Raw genomic sequence first — 21,926 nt, 5'->3', positions numbered from 1 at the left:
TGAAATTTTATGTACGTTTGTACAACTTATTAGAAACGATGAACTATTATATCATAATTCCTGCTCACAACGAAGAAAAATTCATTGCCTTAACGCTTGAATCTTTGGCCAACCAGACCATTTTGCCGGGAAAAGCGGTTGTTGTCAATGATAATTCTACAGATGGCACTGAAGCGATCGTATTGGCTTTCGCCGAAAAATACCCGTGGGTTTCCCTGGTAAATAAAACCTCGGAAGCGGTGCATTTGCCTGGAAGCAAGGTAATACAGGCTTTCCACAAAGGACTGGAAACTCTTGACAATCATTATGATATCATCGTAAAAGCAGACGCGGACCTGATTTTCCCCGAAAATTATTTCGAAACCATCATCGGGCATTTTGAAAATGATCCGGAAACAGGCATGGCCGGCGGATTTGCCTATATTGAAAAAAACGGGGATTGGATCCTGGAAAACCTGACCGACAAAGACCACATCCGCGGAGCTTTCAAGGCTTACAGGAAAGCCTGTTTCGAGCAGATTGGCGGATTGAAACCGGCAATGGGCTGGGACACGGTAGACGAACTCCTGTGTAAATTTTACCACTGGAAAGTTCTGACCGACCAAACCCTGAAGGTAAAACACCTCAAACCAACCGGAGCGAATTATAACAAAGCTTCCCGTTACAAGCAAGGCGAAGCTTTCTACACTTTGGGTTATGGCTTTTTCATTACGGCAGTAGCTTCTTTAAAGCTGGCCATGCGAAAAGGCAAACCGCTTTTATTTATAGATTACATCAAAGGATTCTGGAAGGCGAAGTCCGAAAAAAAACCGCTCCTGGTGACTGGCCAACAAGCTGAATTCATCCGGAAATACCGATGGAAGAAGATGAAAGAGAAGCTGATGGGCTGATTTGAGTATTTGTTTCTTACAAATTCTTTTAACTGTAAACTTATTTGTATTTTCGCTAATATTTTTAATCCAATGATGTTAGTCCGATATTTATCGCAGATAGGAAGGTATTTTTTAATGCTGAAAGAGATTTTTAAGAAGCCAACCAAATGGTCTGTCATGCGAAGCCTGATCTTTAAAGAAGTTGATGACCTGATTATAGATTCACTAGGGATCGTAGCCTTCATTTCGTTTTTCGTGGGCGGGGTGGTTTCCATCCAGACAGCCCTGAATTTAACGAATCCGCTAATCCCGAAATATCTCATCGGATTTGCCACCAGGCAGTCAGTGATTTTGGAATTCGCCCCTACTTTCATCTCCATTATCATGGCAGGGAAAATGGGTTCTTTTATCACTTCAAGCATTGGAACCATGCGTGTTACCGAACAAATCGATGCCCTTGAAGTAATGGGTGTAAATTCTCTGAACTATTTGGTTTTCCCAAAATTGATTGCTTTATTGTTATATCCTTTTGTCATCGGGATCAGTATGTTCCTGGGAATCCTTGGCGGATGGATGGCGGCCGTTTACGGTGGTTTCGCTTCCGCAGATGAATTTGTCAACGGATTGCAGGTAGAATTCATACCGTTCCACATTGCGTATGCCTTTATTAAAACGTTTGTTTTCGCTTTGATTTTAGCGACGATACCTTCCTTTCACGGCTATTACATGAAAGGTGGTGCGCTCGAAGTGGGAAAAGCCAGTACGGTGGCCTTTGTTTGGACCTCGGTGGTCATTATTTTGGTGAATTACATACTAACACAACTCCTTTTAACGAAATAGACCATGATAGAAGTAAAAAACATCAAAAAATCATTTGGCGACCAAATGGTTCTTAAAGGAGTTTCCACTGTTCTTGACACCGGGAAAACAAACCTGATTATCGGGCAGAGCGGTTCGGGGAAAACGGTTTTCCTGAAATCATTATTGGGCATCCATACTCCGGACAGCGGGACGATCTCGTTTGACGGCCGGATTTATTCTGATTTGAATGCCGATGAAAAAAGGGAATTGCGTACTGAAATAGGCATGGTTTTCCAGGGAAGCGCCCTGTTTGATTCGATGACCGTTGAAGAGAATATCGGTTTCCCGCTAAAAATGTTTACGTCCAAAACCCAAAAACAGATTAAGGAAAGGGTAGATTTTGTCATTGACAGGGTCAAACTTATTGATGCCCATAAAAAGAAACCTTCCGAAATCTCGGGAGGGATGCAGAAACGTGTCGCCATTGCCCGCGCCATCGTAAACAACCCAAAGTATTTGTTTTGCGACGAACCCAACTCCGGATTGGATCCCAAAACGGCGATAGTCATAGACAACCTGATCCAGGAAATCACTTCCGAATACAACATCACTACCGTGATCAATACACATGACATGAACTCCGTAATGGAAATCGGGGACAAAATCGTCTTTTTGAAAAACGGATTGAAGGAATGGGAAGGAGACAAAACCCAGATTTTCAAAACCGATAACGAAGCCGTTACCGATTTTGTCTATTCTTCTGAATTATTTAAAAAAGTCCGGGAAGCCGTCCTGAAAGAAGGGAATTAATCCTTCTTCAACTTGGCAACAACCGCTTTGATATCCTGTTCTTTGCTTTTCGGGTAAATGAGCAGCACATCGTTTTTATCTACAACGATGAAATCCTTCAGACCGTCAATAACCACCAGTTTTTTGCCTTCGGTCCTGATGATGTTATTGGAAGCATTCTCCAGGAAAACCGAAGCATTCACGACGGCGTTTTCCTGTTCGTCTTTCGGTAATTTATCATAAAGGGAACCCCAAGTCCCCAAGTCGTTCCAATCGAAGGTTGCCGGCTGCACGTATACGTTCTGGGCATTTTCCATCACGGCATAGTCAATGGAAATGTTCTCGGCATTTGGGTAATTCTCCCTGATGTATTCTTTCTCCGATGGCGTGTTATACGCATCGTAACCATTCATGAATTGAGCATACATTTCCGGCTGGTATTTTTCAAATGCCTTGAGTATGGATTGCACGCTCCAGATAAAAATCCCGGCATTCCAAAGGTAATTCCGGCTTTGCACAAATTTACGTGCGGTAGCATAGTCCGGTTTTTCACGGAACTGCACCACTTTTTTTATAGGCCTGGAATCCAATTTGTCAAATTCGATATAGCCGTAACCGGTATTCGGGAAGGTTGGCAAAATACCCAATGTCATTAAAGTGTCCTGCATTTCACAGAAATTGAACGCATTCTGAAGGTTCGACACAAACTGTACTTCGTCTTCAATCCAGTGATCGCTCGGGGCTACCACCATTACCGCTTCCGGGTTTTGTTTCTTGATTTTCAAGGAAGCATACAAAATGCATGGCGCGGTATTGCGCATGGCCGGCTCCAAAATAATCTGGTCCTGTTTTACCTGTGGCAACTGCTCTAAAATAATGTCGTTATAGCTTTCGTTGGTAAGGATCAGTATATTTTCCTTAGGGATAAGCTGTGACAAACGGCTGAAAGTCTTTTGTATCAATGTTTCTCCCGTCCCTAACATATCGTGGAACTGTTTGGGAAAATCGGTTGTACTCACCGGCCAAAATCGGGAACCAACCCCTCCGGCCATTAATATTGCGTAATAATTTTTATTCATGGTATCTAATTCTAATTTGGCAATAGCTCGACTTCCGCATTCGGGTTAAACAGGTAAATCCGGCCCGAACTGATTTCCAGGCATTCGTACCTCTTTAATCGCAACGCTACTTTTTTAAAAATCTTGCCATTGTGTATCCTAAAGGTGCTTCCGTAAGGAATTTCAAAGATATAATTTTTATCGTTTAAAGGGTCAAACTGTTTTAAGGCAAGCGATAGTGTTGCGTCCGTATCACTGCTGGCTTTCGGGTTCCTGAAATGCCTCGCCAATAAAGGAAGGAGTTGGCTTGGGAAAATTTCCGGCCTTATAAAGGGAACCATCATCCGCTGGAAGGTCAGTTTCCATTCGTCTCCATGGGGCTTTATATTCCGCCCGTATTTTTCAAAAGCGACCAAATGTGCGATTTCATGGATCAGGGTCATTAAAAAACGATACTTGTTCAGGCTCGCATTTACCGTAATCAGATGAAATCCCTGCGCGTCCTTCCGATAATCCCCGTGGCGTGTAAGCCGTTCATTCACGATCTTAAGATGCACATGATGCGTCTTGATCAATTCAAAACACGGTTGTACAGAATACTCAGGGAGATATTTAGATAGTACTTCAGTCATTTTTACAAATTTATCTATTTTTGGCAGAAATGCTATATATTTATTCGATGAATCCAGAAATAAAACAATATTACAACGATTTGGCCGACACTTACGATTCCAACCGTTTTGACAATTCCTACGGAAAATACATTGATTACCAGGAGCGTTTGCTTTTCAATTCATTCCTATCGCCAGGTTCATCTGACAGGGTTTTGGATTTGGGCTGCGGAACCGGGCGTTTTTTGGATCTGGCTGGCTTTGGTGTGGACCTTAGCCCTAATATGGTGGCTGTAGCCAAAGGCAAATTCCCGGAAAAAGAGATAAAAGAAGGTTCTCTTACCCATATTCCTTTTGAGGACGGATTTTTCGATGTTATCTTTTCGATGCACGTTATCATGCATTTAAACAAAGAAATTACGGAAGATTTCCTTAAAGAATCACATAAAAAACTGAATGCCAAAGGCCGGCTGATCTTTGATTTCCCTTCCAAAAAAAGAAGGCCAAACCGCCAGCATGCTCCCGGAAACTGGCATGCTACCAATTCTTTTTCCATAGAAGAAATACAGCAGATGACTGCTTCCCACTGGAACCTAAAGCAATTCAGCGGGATCCTTTTTGTACCGATCCACCGCTTGCCGCATTTCGCCAGAGGCTTTTTTATGGCAATCGACAATTTGCTTTGCAGGTCTTTCCTCAAAGAATACGCGTCTTATATTATTATAGAATTAGAGAAAAAATGAGGCTGAAATTATTGATTCCCCAAAAGGCCAGGCTAAAGATCCGGCTCTTCAAACGGTTCCTCTCGGACAGGAACGTGCAATTTGCTACAAAAAGCGATGGGCAACTTGACTTGAAGAATACTGTTTCGACAGAACAGGAAATCAAAAAAGGTTCTTTTTTTGAAAACAAACGGCACAACCTTGCCATTGCTTCCCAAAAAATCGAAACCGTGGCCATACAGCCAAACCAGTTGTTCTCTTTTTGGAAAACCGTAGGCGAGCCTACCGAAAAAAACCATTTCAGGAAAGGCAGGAATATTGTAAATGGCGTGCTTTCCGAAGAAATTGGCGGCGGATTGTGCCAGCTTTCCAGCATTATTTACATCACTGCCGTAAAAGCAAACCTTGAAATTACCGAGCGCTTCAACCATTCTTTAGACATCTACCGGGAAGAAGAACGCTTCACGCCCTTAGGAGCTGATGCTACGGTAGTGTATGGTTACAAGGATTTAAGGATCAGAAACACCTTTCCTTTCCCCATCCGGTTTTCTTTTACTTTTGAAAAAGACAACATCAGCTGCCATTTGTGGAGCCCGGAAAAAATCGAAGAGAGCCAACTCGATTTTATCAGGAATCATACCAACGGTACCGTTGAAGTTTCCACTACCAAAAATGGCAAACCGTATTGCTTATCTGTTTATAAAAAAGTGCGTTAAGGTGTCGTCGAGGAAACCTGCAGCACTTTCCCGTTAAAATACGTATTTCCGGTCAAGGCGAAATTAAAGATGTAATCGGCCATTTCACGTGGCAGGATTGGAGCTTCATAACCCGGGAAAGCCTCCTTGAGCATTTCCGTCTGAACGGCCCCAAGCGCTAAAACATTAAACGAAATCCCTTTTTCTTTGTATTCCTCTGCTAACAATTCTGATAGTGTAATAACCGCTCCTTTGCTGGAACTGTATGCCGAAAGCCCGGCAAATTTCATACTTCCCTGAATACCACCCATTGAACTGATGGTAACCACATGGCTTCCTTTTACCAAAAACGGGATACAGATGCGGGTCAGGTTGGCGACTCCAAAAACATTCACTTTATAAACATCCTCGAATTCGGCAGCGGAAATCTCTCCGAAAGGCTTCAACAGCAACGAACCGGCATTATGAATGATGATATCGACTTTTTTCCAGGTTTGGGAAAGGAAATCGCTTACTTTGGACAAATCCGCTTCATGGGACAAATCTACCGAAAGGCATGTGATATTGGTGTTTTCCAGGAGTGCTTGTGGTATTTTCCTTGAAATGGCCAGAACGGCATGCCCAGCTTGGGCAAACTGCAACGCCAGCTCGTAACCGATTCCACGGGATGTCCCTGTAATGATGATGTTTTTCATGCTATTGATATTTTAACTGGAATAAAAAAAATCCCATCAGGAAATTCCGGATGAGATTTTATATTTTGAAACCGATAGGCCATTACGCAAGCATGGTCACCGGGTTTTCTACAAATTGCTTTAAGGTTTGCAGGAATTGCGCTCCTGTTGCTCCGTCTACCGTTCTGTGATCGCAGGCCAAGGTCACTTTCATGGTATTTCCTACCACAATCTGGCCATTTTTTACCACTGGTTTTTCAACAATGGCACCCACTGATAAAATAGCGGAATTCGGTTGGTTGATGATCGAGGTAAATTCAGTAATACCGAACATTCCAAGGTTGGAAACCGTAAAAGTACTGCCTTCCATTTCCGCCGGTGTCAATTTTTTGCTTTTCGCTTTTCCGGCCAGGTCTTTTACACTTGCCCCAATTTGGGTAAGGCTCATCTGATCGGCAAAGTTCAATACCGGAACCACCAAGCCGTCTTCCACAGCTACCGCCACACCGATATTGATGTGATGATTGATGATCATGGCATCCTCTCTCCATTGGGAATTCACCTGAGGGTGTTTTTTAAGGGCCATGGCACATGCTTTGACTACCATATCGTTAAAAGATACTTTTGTATCCGGGATAGTATTGATGGTCGCTCTTGATTTCATCGCTTCATCCATCGTAATTTCGATGGTCAGGTAGAAATGAGGAGCCGTAAATATAGATTCGGACAAACGTTTGGCAATGGTTTTACGCATTTGAGAATTCTTGATCTCTTCCGAGAATTTCTCTCCTGCCGGAACAAATGGCCTAACTGCCGGAGCAGCAGCCTGAGTTGCCGGTGCGGTTGTTGTGGCTTGAGGCGCAGCAGCGGTTTGTGGTGTAAATCCTTCCACATCGCTTTTTACAATACGTCCGTTCTCACCGGAACCTTTTACCTGGGACAAATTGATTCCTTTGTCCTGGGCTATTTTTTTTGCCAATGGCGAAGCGAAAACCCTTCCTGAAGTAGCGGTATTCGATTCTTGTACACTAGCAGCTACCGGAACTGTAGTTTCAGCCGGTTTTTCGGCAGCAGGTGCCTCAGTAGTTTGAGCTCCTGATTTAAATCCGGAGATTACGCCTGAAACATCGGTTCCCGCTGGCCCGATAATAGCCAAAATGCTGTCTACCGGAGCAGATTCACCTTCATTGATTCCTATATACAAAAGAGTTCCGGCATTAAAAGACTCGAACTCCATTGTTGCTTTGTCCGTTTCTATCTCGGCAAGGATATCTCCTTCCTTAATAATATCCCCGACTTTTTTCAGCCAGGTGGCTACCGTTCCGTCAGTCATCGTATCGCTCAGACGTGGCATGGTAACTATTTTAACGCCTGCAGGAAGTTCCGTAGTCGTTTTTTGCGCTGGAGCTTCGGTTTTTGTTTCAGAAGCCGGTGCAGTTTCCTGGGCAACTTCAGCTTTTGGAGCCGGAGTTCCACCATTCAAAAGAGCCGAAATATCTTCTCCTTCTTTCCCGATAATGGCCAGAAGTGCATCGACCGGAGCCGATTCGCCTTCCGGAATGCCAATATGCAAAAGGGTACCGGAATTGAACGATTCAAATTCCATCGTCGCTTTATCGGTTTCGATTTCAGCAAGGATATCTCCTTCCTTAATGGTATCCCCAACTTTTTTAAGCCAGGTGGCTACCGTTCCTTCCGTCATAGTATCGCTCAAACGGGGCATTGTGATTACTGTTGCCATATTGATTATAGTTTATGAGGAATGAATGGATAATTTTCTTGTTCGTACACGACATCGTACAATTGCTGTACTTCCGGGAAAGGGGATTCGTCTGCGAATGTCGCGCACTCTTCCACTAAATCCTTTACCTTTTCATCGATCGCTTCGATTTCTTGGTCGGTAGCGTATTTTTTCTCTTTGATTACATCCAGGACCTGAGTGATCGGGTCTATCTTTTTGTACTCTTCAACTTCTTCTTTTGTTCTGTATAATTGCGCATCAGACATAGAATGCCCTCTGTAGCGGTATGTTTTCATTTCAAGGAAAGTCGGTCCGTCGCCACGGCGTGCCCTGTCAATTGCTTCAGCCATTGCTTCAGCCACTTTAACCGGGTTCATTCCGTCTACCGGCCCGCAAGGCATTTCATATCCTAAACCTAATTTCCATATATCGGTATGGTTTGCTGTTCTTTCTACGGAAGTACCCATGGCATAACCATTGTTTTCCACAATAAAAACAACCGGCAATTTCCACAGCATGGCCATGTTGAACGCTTCATGCAGCGAACCTTGCCTTGCAGCTCCATCCCCGAAATAAGTAAGCGTTACACCACCTGTATTAAAATATTTATCGGCAAATGCAATACCGGCTCCCACAGGAATTTGAGCTCCTACGATACCGTGGCCGCCATAAAACCCTTTTTCTTTCGAGAAGATATGCATAGAACCTCCCATACCTTTTGAAGTTCCTGTCACTTTACCTAAAAGTTCAGCCATGACCGCTTTAGGGTCAACACCCATCCCGATCGGCTGTACGTGGTTACGGTAAGCGGTGATCATTTTATCTTTTGTCAGGTCCATAGCGTGGAGTGCTCCAGCCAAAACAGCCTCCTGACCGTTGTATAAGTGAAGAAATCCCCTTACTTTCTGTTGGATATAAAGTGCCGCTAGTTTGTCTTCAAACTTTCTCCAAAGCAGCATGTCTTCATACCACTTTAAGTAAACTTCTTTTGTAACTTCTTTCATGAGTTATTTTTGTTTTATTTCACCAGTCACGGCATTGCAACGGAAGGACTGTTTTAAGAGCCGTTTCCAGAGTGCATTGCGCAGGACTTCCTTATTCTTAAAGTTTTGCGTGGGCAATCATTGGGCTTGATACTCAATATTTGCTTCACACAAATTTGCGAAAGCAAAAATAAGACTTTCAAAGTTAGAACTAAAATTTAAACCGTACTTTTTAAGAATTTTATAAGAAGTTCTTATCAAAAGTAAAAGGCAATAAATTTTTAAGCGATTCCGATTTGTAAATTGCTCCCGATTCTCCCATGAAAAACATTTCGATAGGCAGCTCCTGTTTGAATTCATATTCCGCGATAGATTGACGGCATGCTCCACAGGGCGGTATTGGTGTGGTATTCGGGTTAAGGTCTGAAGTGGCCGAAATGGCAATCTTGACGATTTTTGCGTCCGGGAAATTCGCTCCGGCATAAAATATGGCAACTCTTTCGGCACAAAGGCCCGAAGGATAGGCGGCATTTTCCTGGTTAGATCCCAAAACCACTTCCCCGTTATCCAGAAGCAAAGCTGCACCAACACGGAATTTAGAATAGGGTGCATAGGCTTTTTTCCGCACCTCGATAGCTTTTTGCATTAGATTTTGTACCTCGGGCGTAAGTTCTTCAAGCGATTCAAAAACGAAAAGCTGTGTATTGATATTTACTTCTTTCATGCTTTATAAGGGAAAAAAAATCCAAATTTCAATTGAGAAATTTGGATTGTATATTGAATAATGTGTTACTCTTAATATTGATCGTAATCGTCGCCAAAGTTAAACGTTAAAGAAAAACGCAGGGTATTTTCCAACGGGTTTTTCACTTTTGAGATGGAAAAAAGGTACGAAACATCTAATGTGATGGTTGTATATTTGAAACCTGCACCAAGCGTCGCAAATTTCCGTGCTCCTTTATCCTTGCTTTCATTAAAGTAACCGGTCCTCAACGCGAACGAATCCTGGTACCAGTATTCTGCGCCAATTCCGTACGTAACTTCTTTCAGCTCTTCGCTAAAACCGTCCGGAGCATCACCGAAAGATTTGAAAATCCCCGAAGCCCATCCTACACTGTTGTATTCATCGGCAGCAGCCTGTGATTCGTTTCCGTCAATGAAGCCGTTACCGTTGGTATCGATTACTTTTTTCGGCGTTGGCACCAATAATTTGTTAAACTCCAGGTTCAGTCCTATTTTATTGTAATCATCAAAGATAAAATCAAAACCTCCTCCTAATTTCAGGTTCGAAGGAAGGAAATTGGAACTTCTTTCCACATCTGCATCATACGATATTTTAGGCCCCATGTTCTGGAAGTTGAACCCTAAACGGTACCGGCCGTTAAAATCGGTAAACGCCATTTCTTCCGACTGAAAGAATCCGGCAACGTCAACAGCAAAACTATTGGCAGCAGAAGCATCATTGTTGGCAGATGCTATTTTCAAATTGGAACGGATATACCTTCCGGCAACCGCCATAGCAAATTTATCACTCAAATGCAGCGAGTAAGACAAATCAAGTGCCAGCTCATTCGGCTTAACAATCCCTTGGTCTATTCCGCCGGCATCAGTCAGCTGGATTTCACCCAAACTGAAATAACGCAAGCTGGTAGCGAAAGCAGATCTTTCGTTCATTCTGTTATAATACGTAACCTGTCCTAACGAAATATCATTGACAAGATCCGTCAAATACGGGGTGTAACTCACCGTAAATCCTTGTTTTTTAAGGGCGAAAGCATATTTTGCCGGGTTGAATTGCTGCGAAAAAGCATCAGCCGAAGTGGCTACTCCATTATCTCCCATACCGGCAGCCCGGGCATCGGCAGTAATCAAGAGAAAGGGCACCCCAGTAGTGATTGGCCTTTCATTTTGAGCAGAAACAGTAAGAACGAATAAAAATCCGGCAAGTATAAAAGCTATTTTTTTCATATAATTTTATAAAGTATTCAACAAATATATATCTTTTATTAAAGTATCACTAATTTCTCAAACTTTTCAGTCTTTTTATTTGAGAGTGTCGACCTCACGGTCAATTTATAAATATAAACTCCTTTCCCTATTTTGTCCCCAAAATCATCGCGGCCGTCCCATGTAATATCCCTTGACAAAAAGCCGTCTGTGGTTACCATCTGGTTCTTTGTCCAGACTACTTTCCCGGTAACGGTAAGCACCTGCACCTGTACTTCCAGAGGCTCAAAAGGCTTGTTGTGCGTAAACCAGAATTCGGTATGGTTTACAAAAGGGTTTGGATAATTCAACACATTAGTCAGGGTCAAGGTTTCATCGCCCACCACTATAAACTGCAGTTCGGCAGTAACCAGGTTATTGTAGACATCCCATGCCTTAAAAGTAAGGGTGTGCAATCCCAGTGCCAGGTTCCGGAACGGGAATTTCAGTTTTCCTTTGGTATAATCGTTCAGCTCCGTTTCGTAAAAATCATTCAGGACATAAGGTTTGGTCTCGTCTCCGTCAAGGTACGCTATAATATCATGCCCTATCCCACTCGCGGTATTGATTCCGTTGGCATCTTCCAGGAAAGCCAGAAACAGCGGTGATTGATTTGTAATGCCGCCCGACACGAACGACTCGTCATTCATGTAAATCCTTACTTTCGGGCCAATATTGTCCGCTACTGCATTTTCATTGAGGCCTCCTACTTTTATAGACACATCGTAACCCGTTTGGTCTTGCAAGGCAAGGTTGTTTTTGGCATAAAAACTTACTTTCCCGTTTCCGACAGGGATTTTAATATCGCGCGGGACAACAAATCCGAATTCGAACTGTCCATTGGCTACCGAAGCGTTCCCTCTGAAAATAGTTTCTCCCATGGTCGTGAAATTCATTTTATCGACCACGCCGCCAATAATAATCCCGTCGTTGCCCAAAGTCGTCCTGTTTATTTCCTTATCATACACATTAATGGCCAATTCTCCATTATAAGTAGGCAACGGATTATTGAACTCATCGACCACTTCTCCGGAAAGTTTTACGAAACTAAGCGCTTCGAGTGTGTCTACAGGTTGGGAAACCGGAACGTTATTGATTTTGGTTAAGATAATTTTCGGTTTTGGGATTGCTAATTTCAAAGCTGGGTCGCCAATATAAAACACCACATTGTTACCCGTGCTTGCCGAAGCCACTTTGGTCAGCCTGACTGCCTCCGATACGGGCACATAATTATTGGATCCGTATGAAAACAGGTTGGACGCCAGGTTCGAATTAAAAATCGAACCGGTAGACTGCCCAATCTGCCTTGTTGTAGTAACCATAGAAACAGCCCCTCCCGCAGGATTCCAATAAACATATTCGCCGGCAGTTGGCCTGTACGGGTTATCGAAACGGGTAAATTCGCAGGTAACCGTCACAAACAAAGGATATTTGTACCTGTTGCTTAAATTGATAGCATCGCTTTTCTCAAAAATACGCTCCGCAGAAAGACCATCTTCTCCTCCATGTCCGAAATAATCGAACACCAAGGCACCCTGCCCGAAAGAATTGACGAATTCCTCCCTTACTTTCGGATACTTCTGCCCGCCGGAAGTGGTTTCCTGCACATAAGCGTCGGCGTATATTTTCTTCACATTTAAAAACGGTTTCTGGGCGGTAATCGTATTGGCGATATCATCCAGATCCTGCTGTAACGAAGCGTCACTGACTTTATCGACATCATCGGAAATCATTACTAAATTGTTACGCCATCTCCCGAAGGATTTTTCGTTGTGGTAATCAATAACTTTCGTAACCAATTGCTCTGCCTGTGCCAGGCTGGAAGCCAGTATCCTTCCGACGGCTACATCCAATCCCTGGTAACTGAGCATATTCCCTTCGCTTGGATCCATAAGCCCGAAATAATCATCGGAAATAAAGGAAGACCCTACCGAAAAACTATAAAGGGACTGGTAAATAGGGACAATGTTTGTGTTATTCGGAATCCTGTCTTTAAAATCGAAAGAGGCATCTCCGAAAAGACACAGGTACTTGATTCTTTGGCCAGGCGTTGAGGCGTTCTCATAAACATATTTAACAAAATTCCTGATAGCTCCGATATCTTGCTTCCCGGATGAAAATTCCACATATAGATTCTCGAGCGTCACGACTTTTACATTCAGTGCGGAATAAGACCTATGGAAATCGGCCAGTCTGTCTGCTTGTGATTTTAAGTTCGCGGGTGTTACAATAATATAATCCACATTCTGGAATACTCCTTGGCTGTTCTGAAAAATAGTCCCTTTCAAATCCTGGTTGCCCACAAATGCGTTGGAATCTTTTTGAGGCGTGTAAATATCCGCATTATCAATTGCAATATATTTCCTGGCTTCTCCCATGAGTGCCTTGAATGAAAATTGAGCCTGCCCATTGTTTGCTTTCCCCGTTACGTTGTAAATATCGGTAATGTCCCAAACCTGGCTGATTGCTGTCGCATTCGAAAAACTATATTCACATGTTCCTATTGAATTCGCTACGGCATCTTCCGCAAAACGGAATTGCTTCCCGTATCCTTTTAAAAAACTTTTGGCTTGCAAACTGATATAATCTAAGTATCCCATAGCACTCGGAACACCATTATCATTATAACTCAAGGAAACCGGAATAGTAGTACTGGCAGTTGTAAGCGGAGCCACCAGGGTATTTTCGAAAGCATACACAGGACCGTCGCTATTGATGGCCGGAAAATTGATATCCCCTAAATTTTGCGTATTCACTTTCACCCTAAACGATGTAGCCACAACTGCAGCTGCAGCAGCCTGGACTCTTACCGTAACCGGTTTTGAAACGTCCATATTAGGGAATGAAAATGAAAAACTCTGATCGCTTTCTATGTTAAATTGCTCGCCGAACCATTTGCGGCCCAAACGGACAATATTGATTTTATCAACTTCATGGAACTGGTATTCGTCATAATCGGTAAATACAATATCCGGTGCTTGCGGGGATTCTGCAATTGGCGTTATCCTTTTACCATTTGCACCCGAAGCCGTGACATAATAATAAGACCTGTCGGCATACAAATTTAAATGGGTCTCACTATCCTTGTTCCAATTGTCCACTCCTTCGGCATAAAACAGGATGTAATCTGCGTCATTGAAAACACCGTCTTGCTCACCATTGAAATAAATGGCATTTTCAGCCAGGTCATTCGGATACGGGACTGAATTCGTAAGGGGAATCATCCTTCCTCCGTTCCCGTAAACCTTTATGGTCCTCGGATCAGCATTCACATCAATGCCCAACTCCGAAAGGAACGATTTTGTAATTTTATATACTCCTGATTTTTCAACATAGAACCTGCGCCAGTTGCCGGTTTTCAGTACGGAATTTTCTATAGCATTTACAGTATAGGCTATCCTGATGTTTTTATCGGTGTTGCTCAGGGCAAAAGAATAACTTAAGGATTTCACTCTTTTGAAAAGGCCGCCTTCCTTTATAATAGGAGAAAAAGCCAGCACTCCGTAATTGACATCCCTGGCCTGCGAGTTTTCCAATGTTGCCTTGAGGCTTGCAGGGATGGAGGAAACATCGAGGTTGCCTAATTTTTCCCTGCCGATGGTTTCAAACACGACATTTGAGATCTTGAGCGTTTCACCATCAACAAACGAATTGACTTTTATTTTTTTGGTGAAAAGAACCGTCTTTTTTTCTTCATTATATATATAGGTATCCGATTTGAAATACGGCACGTTGACCTTAACGTTTTCAGTTATACTATATCCATCATCAGACCAATTAATAACCACTTGATTATTTTCCTGAGCGAATGAAACCTGTATGACAAATAGTAATAGTATTATGACAGTTTTTCTCATATAAGAAGATAACGCCCCTAGGCATCGTTTTATTTTAGCGAGTAAAAATAAATATTTTATACAATATAAAAACGCATAATACGTTAAGTAATATCAACAAAAAACTAAATTTTAAGATTTTTTTAAATATTTGTAAAAAAGGTGTTGCAGTTTAATGGTTAATTATTATATTGCGCCACAAAATAATTACCTACTGAAAGTATGAAAGTAAACAAAATTATGACTGTAAGAGTGCTCTTTTCATTAATAGTACTATTCGGTTTTACTAGTTGTAGTAAAAAGTCAAGTTCAAGAAACACTTCATCTGCCACCGGATGGAAGATCAACGACCCTAATGGAGGTTTCCAGTACAACTCAAATTTTACAAAACAAGAAACTGCTCCTGGTTTAGTATTAGTTGAAGGTGGTACGTTTACAATGGGTAAAGTACAGGATGATCCAATGCACGATTGGAACAACACGCCAACCCAACAACACGTTCAATCCTTTTATATGGATGAAACGGAAGTAACTAACATCATGTACATGGAGTACCTGGATTGGTTAAAAAGAGTTTTCCCTCCTTCTGACGAAAACTACAAACATATATATGAAGGGGCTCTTCCTGATACATTAGTATGGAGAAATAGATTAGGTTATAACGAAACTATGACCAACAACTATTTGAGACACCCTGCTTACTCACAATATCCTGTAGTAGGTGTTAACTGGATCCAGGCTACTGAATTTGCAAAATGGAGAACAAACCGTGTGAACGAATCTATCCTTGAAAGACAAGGTTATATGAAAAAAGGCGCGAAAGTTGTTGACGTTGATGCTCAAAATACTTTCGATACGGAAGCTTATTTAGCTTCTCCTTCTACTTCATTTGGTGGAAACGAGGAAATCATCCTTCAAAAATCCGGCCGTTCTAAAGGTAAAGCCAAAAAAGCTAAAAAAGCTGAAGGCGATGACGCAGCAGCAACTGCAGACGCAGGAACTGACGGTCCTAAAAACGTATACGCACAAAAAACATCTGGAATCCTTCTTCCTGAATACAGACTTCCAACCGAAGCAGAATGGGAATATGCATCAGCTGCTGATGTAGGAAACAGAGAATACAACATTTACAGAGGTCAGAAAAAATACCCTTGGAAAGGCCCTTATACCCGTTCAGGAAAAAGAACTTCAAGAGGAGATCAATTGGCTAACTTCAAACAAGGAAAAGGTGATTACGGCGGAATTGCAGGATGGTCTGATGATAACGCAGATATTACTGCAGCTGTAAAATCATACCAACCAAATGATTTCGGATTATATGATATGGCAGGTAACGTTGCCGAATGGGTTCAAGACGTTTACAGACCTATCGTAGATGATGAAGCAAATGATTTCAACTACTTCCGTGGTAACGTTTATACAAAAAACAAAATCGACAAAGAAGGTAAAATTGAATTCGTAACTTCTGAAAACATCAAATACGATACTTTAAGTAATGGTAAAATCATCGCTAGAGACGTTCCTGGACAAATTGCTCAGGTTCCTGTAGACGAAAACGAAACATACTTAAGACAAAACTTCGACAAGAGTAATGAGATCAACTACAGAGATGGTGAAAAACAATCTACACGTTTCTATGATTTCGGAGGATCTGAAGAAGGTGACGCAAAATTAAGCGACAAGAAAAGAATGTACGACTCTCCTATCCACAAAGTTTCAAAAGATACTTTAGGTTCTTTGGATAGAAAATTCGATAAGTCTCCAAAAAGAACAACACTTATTGGTGATGACGTAAGAGTATACAAAGGAGGTTCTTGGAGAGACAGAGCTTACTGGTTGGATCCTGCTCAAAGAAGATACTGCCAGCAAGATATCGCAACTGACTACATCGGATTCAGATGTGCCATGTCAAGAGTTGGTCCTAAAGCTGACTTCAAGAAAAAAGCAAGAAACTAATCTTTTTTGAAAAATATATAAAAGCCCTATTTTTAGGGCTTTTATTTTTTTATTACTTTCGTATGATGAAAATCGAAGAGCTATACCAATGTTTTTTACAATGTGATTCCGTATCGACAGACACTCGTAAAATCGAACCCAACTCCCTTTTTGTAGCACTCAAAGGCGATAATTTTGATGCCAATACATTTGCCCAGGAAGCTTTAAACAAAGGCGCCGCGTTTGTAATCATAGACAACAAACAATACTTTACCGATGAGGATAAGATGATCCTGGTTCCGGACAGCCTAACAGCACTGCAGGAACTGGCCAGGCATCACAGGCAACAATTGGGATTACCGATCATTGCCCTGACCGGCAGTAACGGAAAAACCACAACAAAAGAACTTATCAATACGGTCCTTTCGGAAAAATACAACACAAAAGCTACCATCGGCAACTTAAATAATCATATCGGGGTCCCTTTAACATTGCTCTCTTTCAATGAAGATACAGATATCGGGATTGTTGAAATGGGCGCCAACCATCAGAAAGAAATAGAATTATTATGTTCTATTGCCGAACCGGATTTCGGTTATGTAACTAATTTCGGAAAAGCCCACCTGGAAGGTTTTGGCGGTATAGAAGGAGTCATAAAAGGCAAAAGTGAGTTGTATGCCTATTTGAGGGAAAACGCGAAAACTGCCTTTATCAATCTGGACGATCCCATACAGCTAGAAAAAAGCAAAGGTATCAACCATTTTTCTTTCACATTAAGCGAAGGAGGAAATGTACGCATTGAATCGGCTTCTGCCAATCCGATGGTCAAGATCCAATTCAATAATCAAACAATACAATCGCACCTGATAGGAATTTACAATGCCAACAACATCAATGCAGCCATTGCTATCGGCAAGTATTTCAATGTTAGCGATGCGGAGATCAAAAACGCAATTGAAAATTACATTCCTTCCAACAACCGTTCGCAGTTAATGAAGAAAAACTCCAATGACATCATTTTGGATGCTTATAATGCCAATCCGAGCAGCATGTCGGCCGCTATTGCGAATTTCATCCAAATTGACGCAGAAGGCAAGATTGCGATTTTAGGAGATATGTTTGAACTTGGAACGGAAAGCATAGCAGAGCATCAGAAAATAGTCGAATTGTTACGCAATGAAATCGGCATCAAAACTATTTTTGTCGGGAAGGATTTTTATGCCAATAAAATCAGCAGCGACCATATCCATTTCTACAAAACCTTTGAAGAATTTGCGGAAGTTTTCAAAAACACAAAACCCCAAAATAAAGCAATCCTGATTAAAGGTTCACGAGGCATGGCCTTAGAAAGAACTTTGGACATCATTTAATATTCAAATCCGGCTTTTCGCTGGATTTTTTTATAACTTTATACAAATACAATTCTTATGGTATCAACAAATCACTGGAGTGAGGACCTGAAGCCTCTTTTGTCGAAATATAAAGGAAAAAAGCATCCCCTGGAGTACCATAACTTATATCAGTTATTGGTAATGGTCGTTTTATCGGCTCAGGATTCCGATGCAAACATCAATAAAATTGCCCCTTCGTTATTTGAAGTATATCCTACCATGGAAAGCCTTTCCGTATCCAATACCGAAGCCTTGATTTCCCATATCAGCAAAGTCAGGAATTTCGGGACTAAAGCATCATGGCTCATCGAAATTGCCCAAACCTTAAAAAAAGACAGCAATATACCGGTCACCATGGAAGAGTTAACCGCTTTAAAAGGCATCGGAAGAAAATCTGCAAATGTCATCATGCGGGAAGCGGGCTCTCCTGCCCAAGGCATCATTGCTGATTTACATGTTATCAGGGTTGCTCCAAGAATTGGGATCGTTACGGAATCCAAAGACGGCAATAAAGTCGAAAAACAACTTATGCAGGCATTACCCCAAACTATTTGGGGAGAAATCGGAATGGCCATTTCTTTCTTGGGAAGGGAAATCTGCAGGCCTACAAATCCGAAGTGCAACGAATGCCCTGTAAATTATTGTTGTGACTATTTCAAAAATACTGTAAACTAAAAAAGGCCGATACAATTGCATCGGCCTTTCCATTATTGACAGGCTATCCTATCAGTTTTGAGAAACAATTTTTTGAGTAGAAACTCCTTTATTCGTAATTATTTTAACAAAGAACAACTGTCCTTCACCCATATTGAATCTCGGGGTGATGGAAACTTCTTTGTCAAGGTAAGCATTATTATCATCTACTGTTTGCAACAATGAACCTCTAATGTCAAAAATCTGGATTGTTACATTTGTTTTGTAATCAAATTGATATCTGATATTGATGACATCTTTAAAAGGAACAGGGAATACAGTAAATGCCGCCGGATCAAAAACAGATGGTGTATCTGAGGTTTCCGCTACCGGATGCTGAGTAGAAGGAAGTTGACAATCTCCTGGTAGAGGCGTATCGTCTTTACATCCTGAAACAGCATCTATAGTACCTGTCGTACCGTCAGCAAGGACGAATTGCCCGGCGCCAACTTTGGTATAACTGGCAAAAGTATAGGTACTAACCAAATCGGCACCTGAGTAAACAGCGTCTCGCAAGGCTTTCACATCGTATTTAACAGACACAATATAAGTTACTCCCGGAATAGCTCCGCTTATGACATATCTTGCCTGGGTTCCACTACCAAATGTACTGGCTACAAATGGAATGTTATTGTCACAATCTTTAGTGAAGAAACGGATATTCTGAACATTTTGAACTGTAAACAGTTTGTTTAAGTCGCCGTCATTCGTTTGTCTCACTTCAAGTGTGAAATTAGCCGCAGGAGCAGTTACATAAGAATAGTAGAAGAACACACCTGGTATCGCATTGGTCACCAATTTGCTTTTCGCAACAACTTTGGTACATACTTGTTGCAATTGACTGGCAGTTCCTGTGTTATAGTTACAACAAGTCGTTTGTGTTGGGTAAATATGACCTCTTACACAGTCTCTTACCAATACTGTAAAACTACAAGAGGCATTATTATTACAAGCATCGGTGGCTGTATACGTAACAGTTATCACTTGACCAACAGGGAATGGCGCGTTGAGCGGCTGATCATCGGAACGAACAGCTACGACCGTTACATTTCCTTCACAATTGTCAGTGGCAGTTGGAATTACAAATGGTGGTAATGGTTCACAATTTGTAGTATCAACATTGGAAGGACAAGCGATAATCGGTGCTGTTTTATCCCAATGTCTGCTTACTCTAGTCACTTGTGGTGCCGCGTTGTTCAAACAACTATCGGTTTTATTGAACGTATAATCCCGGAATTGTGTACAACCGTCCTGGCTGGTTTGAACATCTCCCGCTACACCATCGATACTGCCTGAAGCATCACAATTGTCGGTGTAAGTGGTGGAAACAACCGCTGGCCAATCCGGGTTACAACCTTCTAAAGTGTAATCCGGTTTGTCAACAATAACCGGAGCCGTTACATCATAATGTCTGCTTACTCTAGTCACTTGTGGTGCCGCATTGTTCAAACAACTATCTGTTTTATTGAACGTGTAATCACGGTATTGTGTACAGCCATCTTGACTGGTTTGAACATCTCCCGCTACACCATCGATACTGCCTGAAGCATCACAATTGTCGGTGTAAGTGGTGGAAACAACCGCTGGCCAATCAGGGTTACATCCTTCTAAAGTATAATCCGGTTTGTCAACAATAACCGGAGCGGTAACATCGTAATGTCTGCTTACTCGGGTTACCTGTGGTGCCGCATTGTTCAAACAACTATCCGTTTTATTGAACGTGTAATCACGGAATTGTGTACAGCCGTCTTGGCTGGTTTGAACATCTCCCGCTACACCATCAATACTGCCTGAGGCATCACAATTGTCGGTGTAAGTGGTGGAAACAACCGCTGGCCAATCCGGGTTACAACCTTCTAAAGTGTAATCAGGTTTGTCAACAATAACCGGAGCGGTAACATCGTAATGTCTGCTCACTCTAGTCACCTGTGGTGCCGCATTGTTCAAACAACTATCGGTTTTATTGAACGTGTAATCACGGAATTGTGTACAACCGTCCTGGCTGGTTTGAACATCTCCCGCTACACCATCGATACTGCCTGAAGCATCACAATTGTCAGTGTAGGTGGTAGAAACAACCGCTGGCCAATCTGGGTTACAACCTTCTAAAGTATAATCCGGTTTGTCAACAATAACCGGAGCGGTAACATCGTAATGTCTGCTTACTCGGGTCACCTGTGGTGCCGCATTGTTCAAACAACTATCCGTTTTATTGAACGTGTAATCGCGGTATTGAGTACAACCGTCTTGGCTGGTTTGAACATCTCCCGCTACACCATCGATGCTGCCTGAAGCATCACAATTGTCAGTGTAAGTGGTAGAAACAACCGCTGGCCAATCCGGATTACAGCCTTCCAAGGTGTAATCAGGTTTGTCAACAATAACCGGAGCCGTTACATCGTAATGTCTGCTCACCCTAGTTACCTGTGGTGCTGCATTATTCAAACAACTATCGGTTTTATTGAACGTGTAATCACGGTATTGCGTACAACCGTCTTGGCTGGTTTGAACATCTCCTGCCACACCATCAATGCTGCCTGAAGCATCACAATTGTCAGTGTACGTGGTAGAAACAACCGCTGGCCAATCTGGATTACAACCTTCTAAGGTGTAATCAGGTTTGTCAACAATAACCGGTGCGGTAACATCGTAATGTCTGCTTACTCTAGTCACTTGTGGTGCCGCATTGTTCAAACAACTATCCGTTTTATTGAACGTGTAATCACGATATTGCGTACAACCGTCCTGGCTGGTTTGAACATCTCCCGCTACACCATCGATAATACCTGAAGCATCACAATTGTCGGTGTAAGTGGTAGAAACAACCGCCGGCCAATCCGGGTTACAACCTTCTAAGGTGTAATCCGGTTTGTCAACAATAACCGGAGCGGTAACATCGTAATGTCTGCTTACTCTAGTCACTTGTGGTGCCGCATTGTTCAAACAACTATCTGTTTTATTGAACGTGTAATCACGGAATTGCGTACAACCGTCCTGGCTGGTTTGAACATCTCCCGCTACACCATCGATACTGCCTGAAGCATCACAATTGTCGGTGTAAGTGGTGGAAACAACCGCTGGCCAATCCGGGTTACAACCTTCTAAAGTGTAATCCGGTTTGTCAACAATAACCGGAGCG

General features: G+C 42.2%; 17 protein-coding genes. 8 read left to right on the top strand and 9 right to left on the bottom strand.

The genetic code is table 11. The features are described 5' to 3' along the window. The first annotated feature begins 38 nt into the window (after positions 1-38). The 3 genes from E4635_RS12615 (at position 39) to E4635_RS12605 (ending at position 2,483) form a co-directional block, all read left to right on the top strand. Positions 39-890 carry a glycosyltransferase gene (locus E4635_RS12615; protein WP_135527246.1) on the top strand — a complete coding sequence of 284 codons (852 nt, stop codon included), beginning with the start codon at positions 39-41 and terminating at the stop codon, positions 888-890. A gap of 72 nt (positions 891-962) precedes the next feature. Beyond that, entirely contained in the window at positions 963-1,712 is a 750-nt protein-coding gene (locus E4635_RS12610; protein WP_135527063.1) for an MlaE family ABC transporter permease, read from the top strand. 3 nt (positions 1,713-1,715) lie between these two features. After that, on the top strand, positions 1,716-2,483 hold the full coding sequence (locus tag E4635_RS12605; RefSeq protein ID WP_135527062.1) for an ABC transporter ATP-binding protein: 768 nt from the start codon (positions 1,716-1,718) through the stop codon (positions 2,481-2,483). Here E4635_RS12605 and E4635_RS12600 read toward each other — a convergent pair. Further along, positions 2,480-3,541: a mannose-1-phosphate guanylyltransferase gene (locus tag E4635_RS12600; RefSeq protein ID WP_135527061.1), complete on the bottom strand. Its 1,062-nt coding sequence runs from the start codon at positions 3,539-3,541 to the stop codon at positions 2,480-2,482. The genes E4635_RS12605 and E4635_RS12600 overlap by 4 nt on opposite strands. 11 nt (positions 3,542-3,552) lie before the next feature. Further along, the gene (locus tag E4635_RS12595) at positions 3,553-4,152 is read right to left on the bottom strand and encodes a SprT-like domain-containing protein (protein ID WP_135527060.1); all 600 of its coding nucleotides are present in this window, start codon (positions 4,150-4,152) and stop codon (positions 3,553-3,555) included. 47 nt (positions 4,153-4,199) lie between these two features. Between E4635_RS12595 and E4635_RS12590 the strand changes: the two genes are divergently transcribed. Further along, positions 4,200-4,874, top strand: a complete 675-nt coding sequence (locus E4635_RS12590; RefSeq protein WP_135527059.1) for a class I SAM-dependent methyltransferase — start codon at positions 4,200-4,202, stop codon at positions 4,872-4,874. After that, the gene (locus E4635_RS12585) at positions 4,871-5,569 is read left to right on the top strand and encodes a VanW family protein (protein WP_135527058.1); all 699 of its coding nucleotides are present in this window, start codon (positions 4,871-4,873) and stop codon (positions 5,567-5,569) included. Before E4635_RS12590 ends, E4635_RS12585 begins: the two co-directional genes overlap by 4 nt. On the opposite strand, the gene E4635_RS12580 is transcribed toward E4635_RS12585, so the two are convergent. The 6 genes from E4635_RS12580 to porU form a co-directional block, all read right to left on the bottom strand. Then, a complete protein-coding gene (locus tag E4635_RS12580; RefSeq protein ID WP_135527057.1) occupies positions 5,566-6,243 on the bottom strand; it encodes an SDR family NAD(P)-dependent oxidoreductase in 678 nt (225 codons plus the stop codon). The genes E4635_RS12585 and E4635_RS12580 overlap by 4 nt on opposite strands. An 82-nt stretch (positions 6,244-6,325) precedes the next feature. Beyond that, positions 6,326-7,963: a pyruvate dehydrogenase complex dihydrolipoamide acetyltransferase gene (locus E4635_RS12575; RefSeq protein ID WP_135527056.1), complete on the bottom strand. Its 1,638-nt coding sequence runs from the start codon at positions 7,961-7,963 to the stop codon at positions 6,326-6,328. A 5-nt stretch (positions 7,964-7,968) separates the two neighbouring features. Next, positions 7,969-8,967, bottom strand: a complete 999-nt coding sequence (gene pdhA, locus E4635_RS12570) for a pyruvate dehydrogenase (acetyl-transferring) E1 component subunit alpha (RefSeq protein WP_135527055.1) — start codon at positions 8,965-8,967, stop codon at positions 7,969-7,971. A 220-nt stretch (positions 8,968-9,187) separates the two neighbouring features. Continuing rightward, the gene (cdd, locus tag E4635_RS12565; protein WP_135527054.1) at positions 9,188-9,670 is read right to left on the bottom strand and encodes a cytidine deaminase; all 483 of its coding nucleotides are present in this window, start codon (positions 9,668-9,670) and stop codon (positions 9,188-9,190) included. A gap of 71 nt (positions 9,671-9,741) precedes the next feature. After that, the gene (gene porV / locus E4635_RS12560) at positions 9,742-10,914 is read right to left on the bottom strand and encodes a type IX secretion system outer membrane channel protein PorV (protein WP_135527053.1); all 1,173 of its coding nucleotides are present in this window, start codon (positions 10,912-10,914) and stop codon (positions 9,742-9,744) included. Between the two features lie 38 nt (positions 10,915-10,952). Beyond that, positions 10,953-14,789 carry a type IX secretion system sortase PorU gene (gene porU, locus E4635_RS12555; RefSeq protein WP_135527052.1) on the bottom strand — a complete coding sequence of 1,279 codons (3,837 nt, stop codon included), beginning with the start codon at positions 14,787-14,789 and terminating at the stop codon, positions 10,953-10,955. A 201-nt stretch (positions 14,790-14,990) separates the two neighbouring features. Between porU and gldJ the strand changes: the two genes are divergently transcribed. From gldJ to E4635_RS12540, 3 genes are all read left to right on the top strand, one after another. Beyond that, a complete protein-coding gene (gene gldJ, locus E4635_RS12550) occupies positions 14,991-16,724 on the top strand; it encodes a gliding motility lipoprotein GldJ (protein ID WP_135527051.1) in 1,734 nt (577 codons plus the stop codon). A 65-nt stretch (positions 16,725-16,789) separates the two neighbouring features. Continuing rightward, positions 16,790-18,073, top strand: coding sequence for a UDP-N-acetylmuramoyl-tripeptide--D-alanyl-D-alanine ligase (locus E4635_RS12545; RefSeq protein WP_135527245.1), 1,284 nt, complete (start codon positions 16,790-16,792; stop codon positions 18,071-18,073). Positions 18,074-18,130: 57 nt separating this feature from the next. Continuing rightward, complete coding sequence (locus E4635_RS12540; protein WP_135527050.1) at positions 18,131-18,769, top strand: endonuclease III domain-containing protein; 639 nt, start codon at positions 18,131-18,133, stop codon at positions 18,767-18,769. Positions 18,770-18,820: 51 nt separating this feature from the next. Here the strand turns inward: E4635_RS12540 and E4635_RS12535 are convergent. Further along, positions 18,821-21,926: HYR domain-containing protein (locus E4635_RS12535; RefSeq protein WP_169630265.1), on the bottom strand; the 3,106-nt coding region annotated here is incomplete at its 5' end.

Origin of the sequence: Flavobacterium humi, from assembly GCF_004745595.1 — a bacterium.
Lineage (GTDB): Bacteria > Bacteroidota > Bacteroidia > Flavobacteriales > Flavobacteriaceae > Flavobacterium > Flavobacterium humi.
The sequence above is the reverse complement of the archived record's forward strand: the minus strand, read 5'-3'. Positions and strand labels throughout refer to the sequence as shown.

Coding starts and splice junctions, on each gene's coding strand:
- E4635_RS12615 (WP_135527246.1), top strand. CDS start 39: ATGAACTATTATATCATAATTCCTGCTCACAACGAAGAAAAATTCATT.
- E4635_RS12610 (WP_135527063.1), top strand. CDS start 963: ATGATGTTAGTCCGATATTTATCGCAGATAGGAAGGTATTTTTTAATG.
- E4635_RS12605 (WP_135527062.1), top strand. CDS start 1,716: ATGATAGAAGTAAAAAACATCAAAAAATCATTTGGCGACCAAATGGTT.
- E4635_RS12600 (WP_135527061.1), bottom strand. CDS start 3,541: ATGAATAAAAATTATTACGCAATATTAATGGCCGGAGGGGTTGGTTCC.
- E4635_RS12595 (WP_135527060.1), bottom strand. CDS start 4,152: ATGACTGAAGTACTATCTAAATATCTCCCTGAGTATTCTGTACAACCG.
- E4635_RS12590 (WP_135527059.1), top strand. CDS start 4,200: ATGAATCCAGAAATAAAACAATATTACAACGATTTGGCCGACACTTAC.
- E4635_RS12585 (WP_135527058.1), top strand. CDS start 4,871: ATGAGGCTGAAATTATTGATTCCCCAAAAGGCCAGGCTAAAGATCCGG.
- E4635_RS12580 (WP_135527057.1), bottom strand. CDS start 6,243: ATGAAAAACATCATCATTACAGGGACATCCCGTGGAATCGGTTACGAG.
- E4635_RS12575 (WP_135527056.1), bottom strand. CDS start 7,963: ATGGCAACAGTAATCACAATGCCCCGTTTGAGCGATACTATGACGGAA.
- pdhA (WP_135527055.1), bottom strand. CDS start 8,967: ATGAAAGAAGTTACAAAAGAAGTTTACTTAAAGTGGTATGAAGACATG.
- cdd (WP_135527054.1), bottom strand. CDS start 9,670: ATGAAAGAAGTAAATATCAATACACAGCTTTTCGTTTTTGAATCGCTT.
- porV (WP_135527053.1), bottom strand. CDS start 10,914: ATGAAAAAAATAGCTTTTATACTTGCCGGATTTTTATTCGTTCTTACT.
- porU (WP_135527052.1), bottom strand. CDS start 14,789: ATGAGAAAAACTGTCATAATACTATTACTATTTGTCATACAGGTTTCA.
- gldJ (WP_135527051.1), top strand. CDS start 14,991: ATGAAAGTAAACAAAATTATGACTGTAAGAGTGCTCTTTTCATTAATA.
- E4635_RS12545 (WP_135527245.1), top strand. CDS start 16,790: ATGAAAATCGAAGAGCTATACCAATGTTTTTTACAATGTGATTCCGTA.
- E4635_RS12540 (WP_135527050.1), top strand. CDS start 18,131: ATGGTATCAACAAATCACTGGAGTGAGGACCTGAAGCCTCTTTTGTCG.